This window comes from Pseudomonas spartinae (assembly GCF_965197125.1).
In the GTDB taxonomy this organism is placed as follows: Bacteria; Pseudomonadota; Gammaproteobacteria; order Pseudomonadales; family Pseudomonadaceae; genus Aquipseudomonas; species Aquipseudomonas composti_A.
Genome location: NZ_CBDAMB010000002.1, coordinates 720,912 through 741,460, shown reverse-complemented (window position 1 = coordinate 741,460; position 20,549 = coordinate 720,912). Strand labels below are relative to the sequence as shown.

At 64.6% G+C, this 20,549-nt stretch carries 18 protein-coding genes; 10 read left to right on the top strand and 8 right to left on the bottom strand.

Going from position 1 to position 20,549, the window contains the following annotated elements; translation table 11 throughout:
• Positions 1-105: 105 nt before the first annotated feature.
• Together ACN8M7_RS07235 and ACN8M7_RS07230 are read left to right on the top strand one after the other, a co-directional pair.
• On the top strand, positions 106-1,233 hold the full coding sequence (locus ACN8M7_RS07235) for a PilT/PilU family type 4a pilus ATPase (protein WP_061238987.1): 1,128 nt from the start codon (positions 106-108) through the stop codon (positions 1,231-1,233).
• An 87-nt stretch (positions 1,234-1,320) separates the two neighbouring features.
• On the top strand, positions 1,321-2,961 hold the full coding sequence (locus ACN8M7_RS07230; RefSeq protein WP_061238653.1) for a Na/Pi cotransporter family protein: 1,641 nt from the start codon (positions 1,321-1,323) through the stop codon (positions 2,959-2,961).
• 1 nt (position 2,962) lies between these two features.
• Here ACN8M7_RS07230 and ACN8M7_RS07225 read toward each other — a convergent pair whose 3' ends face one another.
• From ACN8M7_RS07225 to ACN8M7_RS07215, 3 genes are all read right to left on the bottom strand, one after another.
• The gene (locus tag ACN8M7_RS07225) at positions 2,963-4,471 is read right to left on the bottom strand and encodes an NCS2 family permease (protein WP_490260274.1); all 1,509 of its coding nucleotides are present in this window, start codon (positions 4,469-4,471) and stop codon (positions 2,963-2,965) included.
• A gap of 115 nt (positions 4,472-4,586) precedes the next feature.
• Positions 4,587-7,145, bottom strand: a complete 2,559-nt coding sequence (locus ACN8M7_RS07220) for a TRAP transporter permease (RefSeq protein ID WP_490260273.1) — start codon at positions 7,143-7,145, stop codon at positions 4,587-4,589.
• A gap of 386 nt (positions 7,146-7,531) precedes the next feature.
• On the bottom strand, positions 7,532-8,503 hold the full coding sequence (locus ACN8M7_RS07215; RefSeq protein WP_490260272.1) for a TAXI family TRAP transporter solute-binding subunit: 972 nt from the start codon (positions 8,501-8,503) through the stop codon (positions 7,532-7,534).
• 315 nt (positions 8,504-8,818) lie between these two features.
• Here ACN8M7_RS07215 and ACN8M7_RS07210 point away from each other — a divergent pair, with 315 nt between their 5' ends.
• The 4 genes from ACN8M7_RS07210 (at position 8,819) to ACN8M7_RS07195 (ending at position 13,238) form a co-directional block, all read left to right on the top strand.
• On the top strand, positions 8,819-9,136 hold the full coding sequence (locus ACN8M7_RS07210) for a hypothetical protein (RefSeq protein WP_490260271.1): 318 nt from the start codon (positions 8,819-8,821) through the stop codon (positions 9,134-9,136).
• A gap of 145 nt (positions 9,137-9,281) precedes the next feature.
• Entirely contained in the window at positions 9,282-11,534 is a 2,253-nt protein-coding gene (locus ACN8M7_RS07205; protein ID WP_490260270.1) for a putative bifunctional diguanylate cyclase/phosphodiesterase, read from the top strand.
• A gap of 193 nt (positions 11,535-11,727) precedes the next feature.
• A complete protein-coding gene (locus ACN8M7_RS07200) occupies positions 11,728-12,729 on the top strand; it encodes an LLM class flavin-dependent oxidoreductase (RefSeq protein WP_490260269.1) in 1,002 nt (333 codons plus the stop codon).
• Positions 12,730-12,812: 83 nt separating this feature from the next.
• A complete protein-coding gene (locus ACN8M7_RS07195; RefSeq protein WP_490260268.1) occupies positions 12,813-13,238 on the top strand; it encodes an OsmC family protein in 426 nt (141 codons plus the stop codon).
• Between the two features lie 53 nt (positions 13,239-13,291).
• Here ACN8M7_RS07195 and ACN8M7_RS07190 read toward each other — a convergent pair whose 3' ends face one another.
• On the bottom strand, positions 13,292-13,714 hold the full coding sequence (locus ACN8M7_RS07190) for a PA0061/PA0062 family lipoprotein (protein WP_061238665.1): 423 nt from the start codon (positions 13,712-13,714) through the stop codon (positions 13,292-13,294).
• Between the two features lie 124 nt (positions 13,715-13,838).
• On the opposite strand from ACN8M7_RS07190, the gene ACN8M7_RS07185 reads away from it, so the two are divergent.
• Positions 13,839-14,906, top strand: coding sequence for an aminopeptidase (locus ACN8M7_RS07185; RefSeq protein ID WP_490260267.1), 1,068 nt, complete (start codon positions 13,839-13,841; stop codon positions 14,904-14,906).
• 57 nt (positions 14,907-14,963) lie between these two features.
• Positions 14,964-15,194 (top strand): DUF1161 domain-containing protein, encoded by a 231-nt coding sequence (locus tag ACN8M7_RS07180; RefSeq protein WP_061238667.1) that lies wholly within the window; start codon positions 14,964-14,966, stop codon positions 15,192-15,194.
• Positions 15,195-15,203: 9 nt separating this feature from the next.
• Here the strand turns inward: ACN8M7_RS07180 and ACN8M7_RS07175 are convergent, their stop codons facing one another.
• From ACN8M7_RS07175 to ACN8M7_RS07160, 4 genes are all read right to left on the bottom strand, one after another.
• Positions 15,204-15,857, bottom strand: coding sequence for an HAD family hydrolase (locus tag ACN8M7_RS07175; RefSeq protein ID WP_490260266.1), 654 nt, complete (start codon positions 15,855-15,857; stop codon positions 15,204-15,206).
• 65 nt (positions 15,858-15,922) lie between these two features.
• A complete protein-coding gene (locus ACN8M7_RS07170; protein ID WP_490260265.1) occupies positions 15,923-16,888 on the bottom strand; it encodes a hypothetical protein in 966 nt (321 codons plus the stop codon).
• A gap of 146 nt (positions 16,889-17,034) precedes the next feature.
• Positions 17,035-17,535 carry a GNAT family N-acetyltransferase gene (locus tag ACN8M7_RS07165; protein WP_490260264.1) on the bottom strand — a complete coding sequence of 167 codons (501 nt, stop codon included), beginning with the start codon at positions 17,533-17,535 and terminating at the stop codon, positions 17,035-17,037.
• Complete coding sequence (locus ACN8M7_RS07160) at positions 17,532-18,074, bottom strand: gamma carbonic anhydrase family protein (RefSeq protein WP_061238671.1); 543 nt, start codon at positions 18,072-18,074, stop codon at positions 17,532-17,534. Before ACN8M7_RS07160 ends, ACN8M7_RS07165 begins: the two co-directional genes overlap by 4 nt.
• Before the next feature lie 131 nt (positions 18,075-18,205).
• Between ACN8M7_RS07160 and prlC the strand changes: the two genes are divergently transcribed.
• Together prlC and ACN8M7_RS07150 are read left to right on the top strand one after the other, a co-directional pair.
• Complete coding sequence (prlC, locus tag ACN8M7_RS07155) at positions 18,206-20,254, top strand: oligopeptidase A (protein ID WP_490260263.1); 2,049 nt, start codon at positions 18,206-18,208, stop codon at positions 20,252-20,254.
• A complete protein-coding gene (locus ACN8M7_RS07150; protein ID WP_490260262.1) occupies positions 20,251-20,538 on the top strand; it encodes a YheV family putative zinc ribbon protein in 288 nt (95 codons plus the stop codon). The genes prlC and ACN8M7_RS07150 overlap by 4 nt, the downstream gene beginning before the upstream one ends.
• Positions 20,539-20,549: the final 11 nt, after the last annotated feature.

Here is a 20,549-nt window from a genome sequence, read left to right as displayed (position 1 = left end):
CCCGGTTATAGGGCGACAATTCATGCCGTTCTCTTGATACGGAACAACTGGCGCTGCAGGACGCCGTCTATCCTTGCTGCAACACGAATGACCTGCGGCAAGCCGATGAACGAAACCAACGCCGAACAACCCGACGTATTCCCCTACCTGCAGCTGATGCACCAGCATGCCGGATCGGACCTGTTCTTCAGTGTCGGTGCACCGCCGCACATGAAGGTAGAAGGCCATAGCCAAGCGGCGGGCCAGCGCATCCTGAAGGCCGGCGAAGTGCAGCAACTGGCCTATCAGTTGATGACCCAGAAACAGATCGCCGAGTTCGAACGCGATCTGGAGATGAACCTGGCGGTCAGCCTGCAAGGCGCCGGACGCTATCGGGTCAACGTCTACTACCAGCGTGGTGAAGTGGCCATGGTGGTGCGTCTGATCAAGAGCCAGATTCCCGGTTTCGAGGCGCTCGGCCTGCCCAAGCTGCTGGAGAAACTGGCCATGCAGGATCGCGGGTTGATTCTGGTCACCGGCGCGGCGGGCTCGGGTAAATCCACCACGCTGGCGGCGATGCTGGATTTTCGCAACCGCCACAAGAGCGGCCATATCGTCTGCATCGAAGACCCCATCGAGTTCCTCCACAGCCACCAGCGCTCGATCATCGATCAGCGCGAAGTCGGCCTCGATACCCACAGCTTCGACGACGCCCTGCGCAATGTGCTGCGCGAGGCGCCGGACGTGATCATGCTCGGCGAAATCCGCGACGCCGCCACCATGCAGCACGCACTGCACTACGCCGAGACCGGCCACCTGTGCATCGCCACCCTGCACGCCACCAGCAGCAGCCACGCCATCGAACGCATCGCCCGCTTCTTCCCCGACGAGGCGCGCAAGCAGGTGCTGGCCGATGTCGCGCACAACCTGCTGGCGGTGATCGGCCAGCGCCTGGTGCCCGGCATCGCGCAGAAGCGCGTGGCGGCGGTGGAGCTGATGCTCGGTACGCCCTACATCCGCGACCTGATCCAGCGCGACGAACTGGAGGAGTTGCGCGAAGCCACGGCGCGGGCGGCCGAACAAGGCCTGCAGACTTTCGACCAGCACCTGTTCGCCCTGCTCGAAGCCGGCCGCATCAACCTGGCCGAAGCGCTCAAGTTCGCCGACTCGCGTACCGACCTCAGCCTCAAGTTCAAACTCGAGCGCGGTTTCTCTGCCGACGACGCCGAACTCAAGGTGTTGCGCGACGGCTGACTGGCTTTATGGGCGATTTCGGCCGATGCTCATCTATACAGGCCGAAACCATAACCTCTAATCGGCCGTCTTTCAGGGGGCCGAGTTATGCTGACCCTGCTGCATTTGCTGTCAGCCATTGCCCTGTTGGTCTGGGGCACACACATCGTACGTACCGGCATCCTGCGCGTGTTTGGTTCACAACTGCGCAAGGTGCTCAGCCACAACATCGGCCGCCGGCCGCTGGCGTTCGTCGCCGGCATCGGCGTCACGGCGCTGGTGCAGAGCAGCAACGCCACAGCCCTGCTGGTCACCTCCTTCGTCGCCCAGGGCCTGATGGCCCTGGCGCCCGGCCTGGCGATCATGCTCGGCGCGGATGTCGGCACCGCCCTGATGGCGCGCGTGCTGACCCTCGACCTGAGCTGGCTGAGCCCGCTGCTGATCTTTCTCGGGGTGATCTTCTTCCTTTCACGGCGGCAGACCCGTGCCGGCCAGCTTGGCCGCGTGGCCATCGGCCTCGGCCTGATGCTGCTGGCACTGGAACTGATCGTCGCCGCGGCTACGCCGATCACCGAAGCGCGCGGGATACGCGTGCTGTTCGCCTCGCTGACCGGTGACCTGCTGCTCGACGCATTGGTCGGCGCGATGTTCGCCCTGCTCACCTACTCCAGCCTGGCGGCTGTGCTGCTCACCGCGACCCTGGCCGGCGCCGGGCTGATCAGCCTGCCAGTGGCCATCGGCCTGGTGATCGGCGCCAATATCGGCAGCGGCCTGCTGGCCTTTCTCACCAGCAGCCTGCAGAACCCGGCCGGGCGTCGCGTGGCGCTGGGCAGCCTGATCTACAAGCTGATCGGACTGCTGCTGGTGCTGCCCGTACTGCAGCCCCTGGCCCATTGGCTGGACAGCCTGAACTGGCGCCCGGCAGAGTTGGTGATCGCTTTCCACCTGCTCTACAACACCCTGCGCGCGCTGCTGATGTTGCCCAGCGTCGGGCTGATGGCGCGTTTCTGCAACTGGCTGCTGCCGGATCGGGCCGACGACAGCGGCGTTGCCCGGCCGCGCCATCTCGACCCGACAGCCCTGGCCACGCCGAGCCTGGCGCTGTCCAACGCGGTACGCGAAACCCTGCGCGTGGGCGACAAGATCGAAGCCATGCTCGGCCGCCTGCTGCCGGTGCTGGAGCAGAACCAGCCGGCGCTGAACAAGGAGCTGCGCAGCCTCAATGACGATGTCGCCAGTCTCTGTCGCGCGGTCAAACTCTACCTCGCGCAGATCCCGCGAGAAGCGCTGAGCGAGCACGAAAGTCGGCGCTGGGCGGAGATTCTCGAACTGGCCGTGAACCTGGAACAGGCCGGCGACCTGATCGAACGCATGCTCGGCAAGATCCAGAACGAGAAGACCGCGCAACGCCGGGCCTTCTCCGAAAAGGGGCTGGAGGAACTGACCAGCCTGCATGGGCAACTGATGGCCAACCTGCGCCTGGGGCTCAACGTGTTCCTCAGTGCCGATCACGCCAGTGCCAGCCAGCTGCTGCGGGAGAAGCGCCGCTTCCGCGCCCAGGAAAGGCGCCTGGCGCATGCCCATATCGGCCGGCTGCAACGGCAGGTGGTGCAGAGCATCGAAACCAGCTCCCTGCACCTGGAGCTGATCGCCGACATGAAACGGCTCAACTCGCTGTTCTGCGCCAGCGCCTACGTGGTGCTGGAGGGCGGCGAGACCGGCGCCCTCAAGCTCGAAGGTGGCGAATGACTCAGTCGGCGCTTGTCACCCGCTCTGGCTCGGCCGGCTGCACACCGCGCCAGGCGTACCAGGCGAAGAACAGCGCCATCAGCAGATAGCCGTGGACGAAGTCCGGCGCGGCGTACCAGGCCAGCTTGGGGGCGTGCATCAGGCCAAAGAAAGCCATGGCCGCCGCCACCAGGGCGAAGGTGGTGGCCTGGCGGAACTGGCGATCGATCACCGCCACGCACATGGCGCCGAGCAGGATGGCGCTGAACATGGCGCCCTGCCCCAGCGCGCCGATGGCACTGGAGATACCCTCGACCACTTCGGGTGCGCCGCGGTTGAAGCGGGTCATCAGGTAATTGGCGAAGTACGGCAGCATCGCCAGCGCCACCGCCGGGTAGTAACGGGCGTGGTTGCTGTTGAACGCCGTGGCGATCATCGACATGCCGACGAACACCAGAATCGGCGCCACCACCGACACCGGAATCAGCGCGGCGATGAAGGCGATCAGACCGAACATGGTCGCCAGGCCATACACCGCACCATTGAGCAGGCTGTAACCGCGCCCGGCGCCCATCCATTTCGAACCGACGGTGGCGATGTACACGGTGGTCGGGAACACACCGCCGAACAGCGCACCGAGCGAGGTGCCGAGACCGTCCACGGCCTGGCACTCGCGCACGCTGTAGCTGTCACCGGCGGCGCTCATGGCCTCGACGTTGTTCATGGTCTCGATGGCGTTGTACAGGGTGATCGGCAGGATCACCGTCATCAGCGCCAGCAGGCTGGTGAACAGCAGGCCCAGGCCTTCGTACCAGGCCAGGTTGGGCAGCAGCGGGTAGAAACCCAGGTGGGTGAAGGCGTCGCTGAACTTGCCGCCGTCAGCGGCGCCGATCAGGTAGGCCAGCGCCGTACCGACGACGATGGCGAACAGCGAGGCCGGCAGGCGAAACGGCATGCTCACCCGCGCCACCAGGCCGACGATGGTGATGGCCAGTACCAGCAGGCCGATCACCGGGACTTCCAGGGTCTTGAACAGCATTTCCCCGGCAATGAAGGTCAGCGCCACCCCGGCCACCGCGCCAAGCATGGCAGCACGCGGCAGATGACGCTGCACCCAGTTGCCGGCCAGGCTGATGGCGGCCTCGATCAGGCCACTGATGAAGCAGGCGGCCACCGCCACCTTCCAGGCCAGCTCGGCGTCGCCGGTGAGGGTCTTGGCCGGTAGCAGCACGCCGAACAGAAAGACGAACATCACCGGCGTGCTGATGCCGTAGGACAACGCGGTGACGTCCGCGCGGTTTTCCTTGTGCGCCAGCCGTGCGGCGCTCCAGGCGTAGTAGAAGTTGCCGGCCATCACCGCCACCGCCGCACCCGGCAACACCTGAGCGAACACGATCTCGGCAGGAAAGCCCATACCCAGCATGCTGATGGCGATGATCACGAAGTTGGCGATGTTGTTCTGGAACAGGGCGAAGAAGGCGTCGGTGTCCTCCTTCTTGTACCAGGGGTAATGCACGCGCGGCGTCGACATGACGGGCTGAGTCCTTGTTGTCCGAATGGTCAGGCCAGCGAGTCTATCAACCCGGCCATCGGCCATAAACGAACAAGGCAGCCGAAGCTGCCTTGTTGGTGTCACCTCGACCCGGTTATGCCGCTTGCGGCACCTGGCGACGACGCTGCAGGAGCACGATCAGACCGAACAGCACGAAGGCCGGAATCCACATCAGCTCCTTGACCCAGCGGTCGGTCGGCGCGCGCACCTTGAGGATCTGCTGGTCGAACTCCAGCCCGGCATCGGCCGCCATGCTGCCGAAGGTGACGCTATCGACCAGCACCTTGCCGTCTTCCTCATACAGGTTCAGCCCCAGCTTCTGCAGGCGTTCCTCGCCGGTGGCACCGTCGGGCACCGGCAGCAGCAGGCTGAAGTCACGCGGATCACCGACTGCATCCTCACCGCGAATACGCAGGCGCAGCGAGCTGCCATCCTCGACGCCATCGAGCGCCTGGGCCAGCTGGGCCGGCGGAATGTCCTGATACGGGTCGTGCACCATGTCCATCCAGAAGCCGGGGCGGAACAGGCTGAAGGCGACCAGCAGCAGCAACACGCTCTCGTACCAGCGGCTGCGCACCAGGAAGAAGCCCTGGGTGCCGGCGGCGAAGATCAGCATGGCGATGGTCGCGACGATGAAGATCAGCACGCCATGCCAGAAGTCCACGTCGATCAGCAGCAGATCGGTGTTGAAGATGAACAGGAAAGGCAACGCCGCAGTACGCAGGCTGTAGAAGAACGCCACCAGGCCGGTCTTGATCGGATCACCCTTGGACACCGCCGCGGCGGCGAACGAGGCCAGGCCCACGGGCGGGGTCACGTCGGCCATGATGCCGAAGTAGAAGACGAACAGATGCACCGCGATCAGCGGCACGATCAGGCCGCTCTGCTGCCCCAGCGCCACCACCACCGGCGCCAGCAGGCTGGACACCACGATGTAGTTGGCCGTGGTCGGCAGGCCCATGCCGAGAATCAGGCTGAACACCGCCACCAGCATGAGCATCAGCAGCAGGTTGCCCATCGACAGCAACTCGACCAGATCGGCCAGCACCAGGCCCACGCCAGTCTGCGACACGGCGCCGACGATGATGCCGGCGGCGGCAGTGGCGATGCCGATACCGATCATGTTGCGGGCACCGGCAATCAGGCCTTCGCGCAGGTCGACCACGCCATCGACGAAGGTGCCGTGGTCATGGCTGCCGTCGTGGCGCATCCAGCTCAGCAGCGGGCGCTGGGTGAGCAGGATGATGATCAGCATCACGCTGCCCCAGAAGGCCGACAGGCCGGGCGACAGGCGCTCGATCATCAGGCACCAGACCAGCACCACTACCGGCAGCAGGAAATGCAGGCCGGAGAGCAGTACCGCGCGGGTCTGCGGCAACTCTTCCAGCGGCGCATTGGGGTCTTCGGCCGGCAGCACGGGCACACTGGCAGCGACTTTCAGCAGCGCCAGGTAAACCACCGCGAGCAGAGCGCCAATCACCGGCAGGGCGTAGTCGCCGAGCGCCGGCTTGAGCCAGCCAAGACCGTAGTAGACGGCCAGCGACAGGCCGCTGATCAGCGCCGCGCCAAAGGCGAAGCCGGTCAGGCGACGCAGCCACGGCTTGGGCTGATGGCCGCCGATGGGCTGCAGGCCGAGCTTGAGCGACTCCAGGTGCACGATGTAGAGCAGCGCGATGTAGGAAATCGCGGCTGGCAGGAAAGCGTGCTTGATGATCTCGACATAGGGCATGCCGATGTACTCGACCATCAGGAAGGCCGCAGCCCCCATTACCGGCGGCATGATCTGGCCATTGACCGACGAGGCCACTTCGACCGCACCGGCCTTCTCCGCGGAGAAGCCGGTGCGTTTCATCATCGGAATGGTGAAGGTACCGGTGGTCACCACGTTGGCGATCGACGAACCGGAAATCATCCCGGTCAGGCCGGAAGCCAGCACCGCCGCCTTGGCCGGGCCGCCGCGGAAGTGACCGAGCAGGCTGAACGCCAGCTGGATGAAATAGTGCCCGGCACCGGCACGCTCGAGCAGCGCACCGAACAACACGAAGAGGAACACGAAACTGGTGGATACGCCGAGGGCGATACCGAACACGCCTTCGGTGGTGATCCACTGGTGGTTGGCCAGCGCGGTGAAGCTGACCCCGCGATGCGCGAGCAGGCCGGGCATGTATGGGCCGGCCAGGCTGTAGACCAGAAACACCAGGGCAATGATCGCCAGGGGTGGGCCCAGCGCACGGCGCGTGGCTTCCAGCAGCAGGGGGATACCGATGCAGGCGGTCACCAGGTCGCCCGTGGTCAGGCTGCCAGGGCGCAGGGCCAACTGCTGGTAGAAGATGAACAGATAGGCGGCACTGGCAGCGGCGACCAGGCCAAGGGCGATATCCAGCAGCGGCACCCGATCACGCGGCGACCTCTTGAACGCCGGGTAGGCGAGAAAGGCCAGCAGCAAGGCGAACGCCAGGTGGATGGCGCGGGTCTGGGTATCGTTGAGTACGCCGACACCGAAGATGAACGGCAGTGGCGAGGCGATCCACAACTGGAACAGCGACCAGAGCAAGGCAAGCCCGGTGATCACCTGAGCCATCGGACCGACGGGCGTACGCGCGCCGACATCCTGGGCAATCAGTTCTTCGGTGGACAGTTTTTTTTCGGCCATAGGGTAGGACACCTACGTTGTCATTCTGATAAAAACGGCGAGCCCCTCGCGAACGGAGGGGCTCGGTTTTTGACCCTTTCAAGGGTCTCTGAGCACGCAGTTTACCTTTGCACGCCCAGCCGCGCCCGTTATCCAAGAGTTTAGAGCCCCGTCCGAGTCTCTCAAGCTCAGCTGGAGCCAGCCCTTTTCCTCGTAGAAGCGTAGCGCGCCTTCGTGCATGGCAGCGCTCAGTCCGGCCTTCATCATGCCCTCGGCATTCAGCAAGCCCTGCTGAAACGCCTGCAGACACTGGCCATCGACCTGCTCGGTGAGCAGGGTTGAGGCAAAACCGGGAACAAAAAACCGCGGCACAGGCCGCGGTTTCGTCCATCACCGCAAGTGCTGACTTACAGCCAGCCGCGTTCCTTGTAGTAACGCTCAGCGCCCTCGTGCAGCGGGGCGGTCAGACCGACCTTGATCATGTCCTCTTCCTTCAGGTCAGCGAAGGCAGGGTGCAGACGCTTGAAGCGATCGATGTTGTCGAACACCGACTTGACCAGTTGGTAGACCACTTCCGGGTCGGCCTTGGCGCTGGTGGACAGCACCGCCTTGCCGCCGATGGACGGCGTCGGCTGGTCGTTACCCCGGTACAGGCCGCCTGGGATGTCGGCCTTGGTGTAGTAGGTCTTCTCGGCCAGCAGCTTGTCGATTTCGGGACCGGTCACCGGAACCAGAACGGCGTCGGTGGTAGTGGTGGCTTCCTGGATCGCACCATTGGGATGACCGACGAAGTAGGTCATGGCGTCGATATTGTTGTCGCCCAGAGCGCTGGCCTGTTCGGCCGGCTTCAACTCGGCAGCCAGAGCGAAGGCGGAACGATCCCAGCCCTTGACGGCCATGATCTCTTCCAGGGTGTCACGCTGGCCGGAACCCGGATTGCCGACGTTGACGCGCTTGCCCTTGAGGTCATCGAAGCTTTTGATGTTGGCATCGCGACGGGCGAGGATGGTGAACACTTCGCTCTGCAGGGAGAAGACGGCGCGGATGTCGCTCATCGCCCCTTCGGCCTCGAACGGTGCAAGACCGTTGAGCGCCTTGTACTGGTGGTCGGACTGCATGATGCCGAAGTTGAATTCGCCGCTGCGAATGCCATTCACGTTGGCCACGCCACCGCCACTGGCCGGAGCGTTGCACTTGATGCCATGCTCGGCGGTGCCACGGTTGAGGAAGCGGCAGATGGACTGGCCGGCGACGTAATACACACCTGTCTGGCCGCCGGTGCCGATGGTGACGAATTTTTCTTCGGCCTGTGCCATGCCACTCAGGGCAGTGCCCGCGAGTGCGGCGGACAGGACCCATGCCAAGGATGTGCCTTTCATGGGAAATCTCCTTTTTCTGTTGTTTTGAGCGAGCGCGCCTTATGAGCGACGTCCGGGAGGGAAGTCTAACCCCTCAGGCCGAATATGCACGCCTTGTTGGCCAATCGCTCGTAACGGCGTGTGTGAGGCTCGGGCCTGGGCCTGCTCCAGGCAACCGGAGACTCGCCAGCCCGCCGCTGGCCATGCTGCACGGCGCTGGCTGCAGCCGGCTGGTACAGCCTCGGTACGAGCACGAGCCGGACTGATCCTGATCAATAAACCACCAGCGGCGGCGCCGTAGCATTAGATAGCCACTTGCCATATAGCGCGACGGTCATGTCTCAGACTCACTTACTGCTCAGCCTGCCGGACGCCGCGTCCAGTCAGCGCATCGCAAGGCTTGTGCGCCAGCAGGCGCCACTCTGTCAGGTCATCGACAGCCTCGACGGCTGCCAGCAAAAGCCGCTGTGTGGCTGGTTACAACGCCTGCCGACAGGCAGCCTCGGCGACGTACAAAGCCATCTGGACGACGCCATCGCAGTTCTGGAGGGCACCCGCCATGCATTCAAGTCCGTGCAATTGGCCCAGTTGCGCAAACGCCTGAGCCAGCTGCGTGAAGAGTTGTCCGCTCTGGGGCAATGCGGTAAAAGCTAGCCACAGTAGGTTCCGCCCCATGCGGAGACCGGCTTTGCCGGGCAGGACACAGGGCCTGCAAGACAGAGCGCCGCTGGCTGCCTTCCTTCGAGGAAGTGCGGTCGGCGGCGCTTTTTTTTGCGCTGAGGAAAAGCACGAGGCTGAAATGGGCAACGAACAAGAATTCCAAGACCTGCTGCAACATATCGCGCCAGACCCGGATGAGCTGCACCAGCGCCTGCGCTTTCTCGGCTGGAGACAAACCGACAACGAGCGCTTGTCGCGTTGCGCGCAACGGGCCGAACACGCCAATCAGCATTTCGTCGACACGCTCTACCAGCAACTGGCCGACTACCCGGCCCCGGCTGCGATCCTCGGCGATCCGGCCACGACCGAACGCCTCAAGCAGCGCCAGGCCGACTATTACCGGGGCCTGTGGCAAAGCCCGCTGGACGAAGCGTACGTATTGGAACGCCTGCGCATCGGCTGGGTGCATCAACACACCGGGGTCGACCTGAAGTGGTACCTGGGTGCCTACCGCCTGTACCTGGACCGACTGCTTGGCGAGCTGCTCGGATCTTCCGTAGCCAGCGACTGCTTCTCCAGCCTGATCAAGAAGGTGTTCTTCGACATCGGCCTGGCGCTGGACAGCTACGGCGCCGCCCAACGCAAGGCGCTGCAGGACAGCGAGGCGCGCTATGCCCGCGCCATGCGCGGCGCCAACGATGGACTCTGGGAATGGCAGCTGGAGCAAGACCAGCTGTACCTCTCCGAGCGCTGGATTCGCATGCTCGACCTCGACCGCGACAGCCTCTCGCCCACCAGCCAGAGCTGGTTCAGCCGCGTGCACGGCGACGACCTGCCCGGCCTGCGTCAGGCCATCGACAACCACCTGCGCGGGCTCACGCCCTTCCTCAACCACGAATATCGCATTCGCCGTCAGGACGGCAGCTACCTGTGGGTGCTGGTACGTGGCGTGGTGGAAATCTGCAGTGGCGGCCTGCGCCGCATGGCGGGCTCGCAGAGCGACATCAGCCAGCGTCGTGCAGCCGAGGAGCAACTGCATCATGCCGCACGTCACGATCCGCTCACCGGCCTGGCCAACCGCGCGCGGCTCGGCGAGCTGCTGCAACAGGCCATGCAACGCCAGCAACGTCCGGGGGCACGTGAGGCTGCCCTGCTGTTCATCGACCTGGATCGCTTCAAGCTGATCAACGACAGCCTCGGCCACCAGACCGGCGACCGGGTTCTGGTGGAGGTGGCCGAACGCCTCAGCCACTGCCTGCGCCCCGGCGATCACCTGGCGCGTTTCGGTGGTGACGAGTTCGTCGCCCTGCTCGATGACCTGGCCTGCATGGGGGACGCCGAGCGCGTCGCCCAGCGCATGCTGGACAACCTGCACCTGCCGCTCAAACTGCAGGAGCAGACTCTGGCCATCAGCGCCAGCATCGGCATCGCCGCCCTGCGGGAGAGCGGCCAGCCGCTGGATCCGCTGCAGGCCGCCGACCTCGCGCTGTACCGGGCCAAGAGTGCGGGCAAGGCGCAATTCGCCCGCTACAGCAACGAACTGCAGCAACAGGCGCAGCGCCAGCTGGAGTTGCAAAATGCCCTGGCCCAGGCCGGCATGCGACACGAACTGCACCTGGCGTACCAGCCGATCTGCCAGCTCGACGGCAACCAGCCGCAACTGATCGGCGTGGAAGCCCTGCTGCGCTGGCAGCACGAGGGCCGCGAGGTCGCACCGCTGGAATTCATTCCCTGCCTCGAAGAGTCCGGTGAAATTCTCGCGGTGGGTGACTGGGTGCTGCAGCAGGCCTGCAGCCAGGTACGCATCTGGCAGCGCACCGGGCAGCCGCACCTGCGCTGCTCGGTGAATCTGTCGAGCCGCCAGTTGCAGCAGAGTGATTTCGCTGCGCGCGTCGCCGACATCCTCCAGCGAACCGGCTTGCCACCCTCCAGCCTGGTGCTGGAGATCACCGAAAGCCAATTGATGGAGGACAGCGCGCAGAACCTGGCCTGCCTGCGCGAGCTGGCCAGCCTCGGCATTCAGCTGGCGCTCGATGATTTCGGCACCGGCTACTCGTCGCTCGGCTATCTCAAGCGCTTCCCCCTGCACATCATCAAGGTGGACAAGAGCTTCATCGCCGGCGCCCCGCAGGACACCGAATCGCTGGCCATCAGCCGGGCGATCATCGGCCTCGGTCATAGCCTGGGCCTGGCAGTGGTCGCCGAAGGTGTGGAAAAACAGGCGCAGCTCGACTTCCTTACCAGCGAAGGCTGTCACTACGCCCAGGGGTTCTGGTTCAGCCGCCCGCGCTCCCCGCAGGAATTGCAGCGCCTGCTCAGCGGTGAGGACTGCTTCGACGGCCTGCGCAGCCCCCAGGACGAGGGAAAGCCGACCCCGGAGGTGCAGACGTGAGACACCACCAGCCCGGCAGCGGACGCCAGATCCCAAGCGCTTTGTACAACGATGCGGCGACGCAACCGGGCTGGGCAAAGGGGTCTTGCCGCCAGCGCATCAGCCACATCGATGATGACTATGCCTGCGCCTGGCGTGCGCGGCCTCGACCCGAAGGGTTAGAGTAGCCAGCCACGCAACGAGGAGACTCTCCATGAGCCGACTGGCCTCCATCAAGCTCTCCACCCTCGACCTGGCACCGATTCGCGACGATGGCGACGCTGCCCAGGCCCTGCACAACTCGCTGGCGCTGGCGCGCCACGTCGAGAGCTTGGGTTTCGAACGTTTCTGGGTGGCCGAGCACCACAACATGGACGGCATCGCCAGCTCCGCCACTTCCGTGCTGATCGGCTACCTGGCCGCCGGCACCTCGAAGATCCGCCTCGGAGCAGGCGGCGTGATGCTGCCCAACCATGCGCCGCTGGTGATCGCCGAGCAGTTCGGCACCCTCGCCACGCTCTACCCTGGTCGTATCGAGCTGGGCCTGGGCCGTGCGCCCGGTGCCGACCAGTTCACCGCCCATGCCCTGCGCCGCAGCCGTGATGGCAGCGCCGACGACTTCCCCAGTGACGTGGAAGAGCTGCAGGCCTACCTCGGTCCGCGCCAGCAAGGGCAACGGGTGATCGCCATGCCCGGCACCGGCACCAATGTGCCGCTCTGGCTACTCGGCTCCAGCCTGTTCAGCGCCCAGCTGGCCGGCAGCAAGGGCTTGCCCTATGCCTTCGCCTCGCACTTCGCGCCGCGCTTCATGCACGAGGCAATCCGCATCTACCGCAATCACTTCCGCCCCTCGCAAGTGCTGGACAAGCCCTACGTGATGCTCGGTGTACCGCTGCTGGCAGCGGACAGCGACGAGCAGGCGCAGTACCTGGCCACCTCGGCGTTCCAGCGTATCCTGTCGCTGATCCGCGGCCAGAGCCTGGTGCAACGCAAACCGGTACCAAGCATGGAAGGCCTGTGGCTGCCACATGAGCGTCAGGCTGTCAGCGAATTCCTCGGCCTGGCGGCGATCGGCGGGCCACAGACCGTGCGCCAACGCCTGGAACAGTTGCTGGAACAGACCGAAGCGGACGAACTGATCTTCACCTGCGACATGTACGACTTCAGCGACCGCCTGCATGCCTTCGACATCCTCGCCGAGCTGCAACGCGGTTGAATTCGAACTTGTGCGCGTGACCGCCCTCTGAATCAGAACAGGTCGCCAGACCGGCGGCCTCGTTCATTCGATGGGAGACGCACATGAAGAAGACAGCTTCGGCCCACTGGCAGGGCGGCATCAAGGACGGCAAGGGCACCATCTCGACCCAGAGCGGCGCCCTCAAGGACTCACCCTACGGTTTCAACACCCGTTTCGAAGACAAGCCCGGCACCAACCCCGAAGAGCTGATCGGCGCCGCGCATGCGGGCTGTTTCTCCATGGCACTGTCCAAGGAACTGGGCGACGCAGGCATGACCGCCGAGAGCATCGAAACCACCGCGCAAGTGACCTTGGACAAGGTGGAGGGCGGCTTCGAGATCAGCGCCGTGCACCTGACACTGCGGGCGAAGATCCCTGGCGCCGAGCGCACCGCATTCGAGAAAGCCGTGGAAGCGGCCAAGACCGGCTGCCCGGTGTCCAAGGTGCTGAACGCCACGATCACCCTGGAAGGCATACTCGAAGCCTGATCCTGCCTGCGCGTCGCCCCCGGCAGCAGCCGGGGACGCCGAGCAGATCCGATCTAGATCCCCGTCCCGCAGCGCAGCACCTCACCACGTGCCAGCACATTACGCTGATCGTCGTACAGCCAGGCCTGCGCCTTCATCAGCAGCTGGCGTGCCTCGACGCGGTAGCGCTGGCCGGCGGCGAAGTCGTCATAGCGCAGGCGAATCTCGCAGGTCATGCGCAACGGCTCACTCTGCATGCCTATCGACCCGCCGCTACGCACCTCGAACTGAAAGCGGGTCTCCAGTTCATGCTTGCCCGGCGTCACCTGAAAGTAACGGCCATCGGGCCAGCGCTTGCCATCCAGACGTTGGGCCATCAGCAGGGTGTCGGCGCTGGAATACAGCTCGACCCAGGCCTGCTGCGGGTCAGGTTGAGGAACAGATGATGCACAGGCCCCGAGCATCATCAGGGCAGGAGCGAGAAGCAGGGCACGCATGGCGGCCTCCACAATGGGGTTCAGACACCAGCCTACACCGGGAGGCGGGTAAAACCGAGGCGAAGCGGGCGTATTCGAGCCGCCGGGGCTGGAGACAACCCGTGCAATCAGCTAGCGTGACGCCATGCCCAACGCCTCCCCTAAAGACCTGCTGCGCCGCTTCGCGGTTCCCCTGCTCGCCCTGCTGCTGGGCGGCTGCTCGACCCTCGACTACTACGCCCATCTTGGCCAGGGCCAGTGGCAACTGTTGCAGGCGCGCCAACCGGTGGAGCAACTGCTCGAAGCCCCCACTACCGATCCCGACCTGGCCAGGCGCCTGACGCTGAGCCAGCAGGCACGGGACTTCGCCAGTGCACGACTGCACCTGCCTGAGAACCGCAGCTATCGCCTGTACGCCGACCTGAAGCGCCCCTTCGTGGTGTGGAATGTCTTCGCCACGCCGGAGTTCTCCCTCGACCCCGAGCTGCACTGTTTCCCCATCGCCGGTTGCGTCGCCTACCGCGGCTACTATCAGCAGGGCCGTGCCCGCGGTGCGGCCGCGCTGCTGCGCCAGCAGGGACTGGACACCTACATCGGCGGCGTCGAGGCCTATTCCACCCTGGGCTGGTTTGACGACCCACTGCTGAACACCATGCTGCGCTGGAACGACGAGCGCTTCATCGCGGTGATCTTCCACGAGCTGGCGCACCAGCAGTACTACCTGTCGGGTGACACGGCCTTCAACGAATCCTTCGCCACCTTCGTCGAGCGCGAAGGCCTGCGCCAGTGGCACGCGAGCCGCGGGGAAACGCCTCCAGCCACGGATGATCGCCAGCGCCAGCAGTTCATCGAACTGGTGCTGGCCAGTCGCGAACATCTGCGCCAGCTCTACGCCAGCGACCTCCCAGAAGCAGACATGCGCATCGCCAAACAGGCCGAGTTCGAGCGCCTGCGCCGCGACTACCGCGCCATGCGCCAGCGCGAGTGGGGCGGCCAGGGGCGCTATGACGCCTGGATCGAAAGCCCGCTGAACAATGCCAAGCTGCTGCCCTTCGGCCTCTACGATCAATGGGTGCCGGCCTTCGCCGCCTTGTTCGAGCGTGCTCAGCGCAACTGGCCGGCCTTCTACGCGGCCGTTGCCGCGCTTGGTCGGTTGCCGGCAGACGAGCGCCTGAGCGAGCTGCAAGGCCTGCTGCAAAACAGCCAGAACTGAGCGGCCATTTGCCAGTCCAACCTACTCAGGTTTCGCCCAACACCGGAGGTACAAGCGATGCAACGACTGATTCCCGCTCTGGCCCTGATGCTGCTTGCAGGCAGCGCACTGGCCGCGACCAAGCCCTGCGAAGAACTCAAGCAGGAAATCGAAGTGAAGATCCAGGCCAACAACGTACCCAGCTATACCCTGGAAATCGTGCCGAACGACGAAGTTCAGGATCAAAGCATGGTCGTCGGCAGCTGCGACGGCGGTACCCAGAAGATCGTCTACCAGCGCAACGACTGATACACAGGCCTAGACGCCGGGCAGAAACGCCCGGCGCATGTCTTCCAGCGTCTCGAAATGAAAGTCCGGCGCCTCGCCGAGCAACTCCTCGCGACTGCCAAATCCGTACCCCACCGCCACCGCCTGCAAGCCGTTGCTGCGCGCGCCGATCAGGTCATGCTTGCGATCGCCGATCATCAGCGCCGAGCCGGGCGCCAGGCGTTCCGACTCCAGCAGATACGCCAGCAGCTCCACCTTGTTGGTACGCGTGCCATCCAGCTCGCTGCCATAGATGCGCTTGAAGTAACGGGCGAAACCGAAGTGCCGGGCAATCTCCTCGGCGAACAGCGTCGGCTTGCTGGTGGCGATATACAGCGTGCGCCCCTGCGCCACCAACGCCTCGAGCAGTGCCTCCACGCCTTCGAACACGCGGTTCTCGTAGAGGCCCGTCACCCGAAAGCGTTCACGGTAGTGATTGACCGCCTGCCAGCCAGTGGCCTCATCCAGCGAATAGGTGGTCATGAAGCACTGCAGCAACGGCGGGCCGATGAAATGTTCCAGCGCGGCCAGATCCGGCTCATCGATACCCAGCTTGGCCAGCGCGTACTGCACCGAACGGGTAATGCCCTCACGCGGGTCGGTCAGGGTGCCGTCGAGGTCGAAGAGAATGGTGGAGTGATGCATGGCGAGCGCCTATTCGCAATCGGAACGGTGGCGAAGGATACCCGCCTTTGTCACCGGCTTCACGCTCAGGCAGCCTGCGCCCGATAGCCCCAACGCAGGCCGAGACGGCTGAATGGCCAGAGCAGCGCCAGTTGCAGCAAGCCGATTAGCAACATCAGCACGAAGCCATCCATGAGATCGAACCAGAGCGCCGCCAACACCAAGGTCATGCCCAGCACCGCGCTGCAGAACCACAAGGCAAAAGTGATCAGGCAGGCAAGCGCCAGCCGCCCACCCCGAAAACCCTGCACCTGCGCCGGCAGTACCGAACGCGCAGCGAAGAAGGCAACCAGCACGCTCAGGCCGGCGCTGACCAGTCCGGTCAGCCCTGACCAGCCATCGAACACCTCGCTTGCCATGCCTCCCATCGACAGGCGTACCGCCAATCCATTCAACTGCAGGCTGATCACCACCACGCCCAGAGCGAAAAACCAAGCCAGGGCATTCGCCGATACCTGCAATGGGCTCTCTGCCGGCCTGGCCTTGTGGCGAAACAGGTGCAACACCAGCCACAGCGTCAACAGCGCCTCGACGGCGAAACGCAACAGGCCGACCAGCCACCACAGGCAATCATTGAGCAAGCGGCCAGCACCGCCATAATCGAGGTTTTCATACAGCCACATGTACAGGTGGCTAAGGGCAAATCCCAACGTCCAGGCCAGCAGAAACCAGGCTACCCCATAGGCAAGCATGAGCACTGCAGGCTGCGGATAGTTCGCCAGGTGATTGCGCTCCAGATAGGCCAACGTCACCCAGTAGGCAGCCAGCGCCGACATCAGCAGATGGCTCAGCCAGAACGACAGCGACTGACGCAGCAAACTGGCGTAGTCGAAATCGTCGATCCGGTTCCAGGCAATCAGCGTGATGACAATGCCGGTCACGCCTACCACCAGCGCAACCCAGGCCATCTGGCGCGGTAATGCCGGCCACTCGCTCGGGCTGGGGCTCACTGCAGCAGTCGACATAGATTCGAAGGGATTGGGTTCGGTCATAGGGCGATCCTTGTCGTTGACACAGTCCACTGGGAGGCGGTCGGAGGATAACGATACTGGCGACAGAAGAAAGTGCGACAGCCTGTATACGTACTGCAGTCGATGCAGAAGCCAGGCTACTTATCCGCCTTGCTGGCGCATGCTTCTCAATCCAGCAGACTGCGAAACATCACATGGCAATCCACCAGCCCCAGTCGCGCATGGCGGTAGGCCTTGGGCAGGGTGCCGACGATCTCGAAGCCGTGTTTCTGCCACAACGCCACGGCCACCGTATTGGTGGCCACCACGCTGTTGAACTGCATGGCGCTGAAACCCAGTTCGCGCGCCACCTCCAGCGAGTGGGCGCAGAGCTGGCTGGCCACGCCCTTGCCCCGCGCCGCGGGAGCGGTCATGTAGCCGCAGTTGCACACATGGTCGCCGGGGCCTGCGGCATTGGCCTTGATGTAGTAGGTGCCGAGAATCTGCCCGCCCTGCTCCGCGACGAAGGTGGCGCGCGGCAGTTCGACCCAGGTTTTCCAGGCGGTTTCGCGCGTCATTTCCGGGGCATAGGCGTAGGTTTCCTGCGCCTGCACCACGCCTTCGATGATCGGCCAGACCTGGTCGAAATCGGCCGCCTCGATGGGGCGGATGATCAGCTCGGCGCTCATTGGTCGTAGCCCTCGACCAGGTGCTGATCCTTGAGTTTCACGTAGTTGCCGGCGGTGTAGCTGAAGAAGTTGCGCTCCTTGTCGGTCAGCGCTCGCGCCTGCTTCACCGGGCTGCCGACGTACAGGTAGCCGCTTTCCAGGCGCTTGCCCGGCGGCACCAGGGAGCCGGCACCGATGATCACGTCGTCTTCGACCACTGCGCCGTCCATAACGATGCTGCCCATGCCGACCAGAATGCGGTTGCCCAGGGTGCAGCCGTGCAGGGTGACCTTGTGCCCGATGGTCACTTCGTCGCCGATGGTCAGCGGGAAGCCGTCCGGGTTGAACGGCCCGGCGTGAGTGATGTGCAGCACGCTGCCATCCTGCACGCTGGTGCGTGCACCGATGCGGATGCGGTGCATGTCGCCGCGGATCACGGTCAGCGGCCACACCGAGCTGTCCTCGCCCAGCTCGACATCGCCGATGACCACGGCGCTGGCGTCGACGAAGACGCGCGCGCCCAGTTGCGGGAAGTGTTGCTGGTATTTGCGAATCGCCACGATAGAGGCTCCTGGGCTGCGGGAAAGCTTGATTGTAATTAAGATGGCCCCCATGTCTGTTGTCTGCGTACTGGATTCGCGCGAATGCCAGCCAGTACAACACCGTCTTCCTTCGCCACAGGTGCCTCGTCGTGACCGCGAACAACCCCCTGCTGCAAGACTTCGACCTGCCGCCCTACTCGCAGATCAAACCGCAACACGTCGAGCCTGCCGTCGACCAGATCCTCGCCGACAGTCGCGCCGCCATCGCCAAGTTGCTCGAACAGCAGCAGGCCAACCCGAGCTGGGATGGCCTGGTACTGGCGCTGGACGAGCTGGGCGCGCGCCTGGGCCGTGCCTGGAGCCCGGTGAGCCACCTCAACGCAGTGTGCAACAGCCCTGAGCTGCGCGCGGCCTACGAGGCCTGCCTGCCCAAGCTGTCGGAATACTGGACCGAGATGGGCCAGAACAAACCCTTGTTCGAGGCCTACGATGCGCTGGCCAAAAGCCCGGCGGCCGAAGGCTTCGATGTGGCGCAGAAGACCATTCTCGAGCACGCCCTGCGTGATTTCCGCCTGTCCGGCATCGACCTGCCAGCGGCGCAGCAGAAGCGCTACGGCGAGATCCAGATGCGCCTGTCCGAGCTGACCAGCAAATTCTCCAACCAGTTGCTCGACGCCACCCAGGCCTGGACCAAGCACATCAGCGACGAAGCGCGCCTGAACGGCCTGACCGACTCGGCCAAGGCGCAGATGCAGCAGGCGGCCCAGGCCAAGCGCCTGGATGGCTGGCTGATCACCCTGGAATTCCCCAGCTACTACGCGGTGATGACCTACGCCGACGACCGCGCCCTGCGCGAAGAGGTGTATGCCGCCTACTGCACCCGTGCCTCCGACCAGGGGCCGAATGCCGGACAGAACGACAACGGCCCGCTGATGGCCGAGATTCTCGACCTGCGCCAGGAGCTGGCGCGCCTGCTCGGCTTTGCCCACTACAGCGAGCTGAGCCTGGCCAGCAAGATGGCCGAATCCACCGATCAGGTGCTGAGCTTCCTGCGTGACCTGGCGGTGCGCAGCAAGCCCTTCGCCGAACAGGATCTGGCCGAGCTGAAAGCCTTCGCCGCCGAACAGGGCCTGGATGACCTGCAGAGCTGGGACGTCGGCTACTACAGCGAGCGCCTGCGCCAGCAGCGCTACAGCATCTCCCAGGAAGAAGTGCGCGCCTGGTTCCCGGTGGACAAGGTGCTGACCGGCCTGTTCGCCATCGTGCAGAAGCTCTACGGCATCGAGATTCGCGAGCTCAAAGGCTTCGACACCTGGCACCCGGACGTGCGCCTGTTCGAGATTTCCGAGAACGGCCAGCACGTCGGCCGCTTCTTCTTCGACCTCTACGCCCGCGCCAACAAGCGCGGCGGCGCCTGGATGGACGGCGCCCGCGACAAGCGCCGCGACGCCGACGGCCAACTGATCGCCCCGGTGGCCAACCTGGTATGCAACTTCACCCCGCCGGTCGGCGGCAAGCCGGCGCTGCTGACCCACGACGAGGTCACCACCCTGTTCCACGAATTCGGCCATGGCCTGCACCACCTGCTGACCCGTGTCGAGCATGCCGGCGCCTCGGGTATCAACGGCGTGGCCTGGGATGCGGTCGAGCTGCCCAGCCAGTTCATGGAGAACTGGTGCTGGGAGCCGGAAGGCCTGGCGCTGATCTCCGGTCACTATGAAAGTGGCGAGGCGCTGCCGCAGGCCATGCTGGACAAGATGCTTGCGGCGAAGAACTTCCAGTCCGGGCTGATGATGGTGCGCCAGCTGGAATTCTCGCTGTTCGACTTCGAGCTGCACGCCACCCACGGCGACGGCCGCAGCGTGCAGGACGTGATCGAGGCGATCCGCAGCGAAGTTTCGGTGCTGCGCCCGCCGGCTTACAACCGCTTCGCCAACGGTTTCGCACACATCTTCGCTGGCGGCTATGCGGCCGGTTACTACAGCTACAAGTGGGCCGAAGTGCTCAGCGCCGACGCCTTCTCCAAGTTCGAGGAAGAAGGTGTGTTCAACGCCGATACCGGCCGCGCCTTCCGCGAGGCGATCCTGGCCCGTGGTGGCTCGCAGGCGCCGATGGTGCTGTTCGTCGACTTCCGTGGCCGCGAGCCGAGCATCGACGCCCTGCTGCGCCATCTCGGCCTGAGCCAGGAGGCCGCATGAGCGATACGCCTGTGAACAGCACGCCGAAACGCTTCATCGCCGGCGCCGTGTGCCCGGCGTGCAGCGAGACCGACAGCATCAAGATGTGGAACGTCGACGGTGTGCCGCACCGCGAATGCGTCAAGTGCGGTTACGCCGACACCCTCGATGCCAACGGCAACTCGGTGCCCAAGGAACTGCCGACACGGGTCAACGTCAGCGGCCTGAAGCCCAAGGCGGCCGACCCGAACGTGCAGGCGGTGCAGTTCTTCCCCAATCCGAAGCTGAAAAAACCCAACGAGTAGTCCCACTTCTG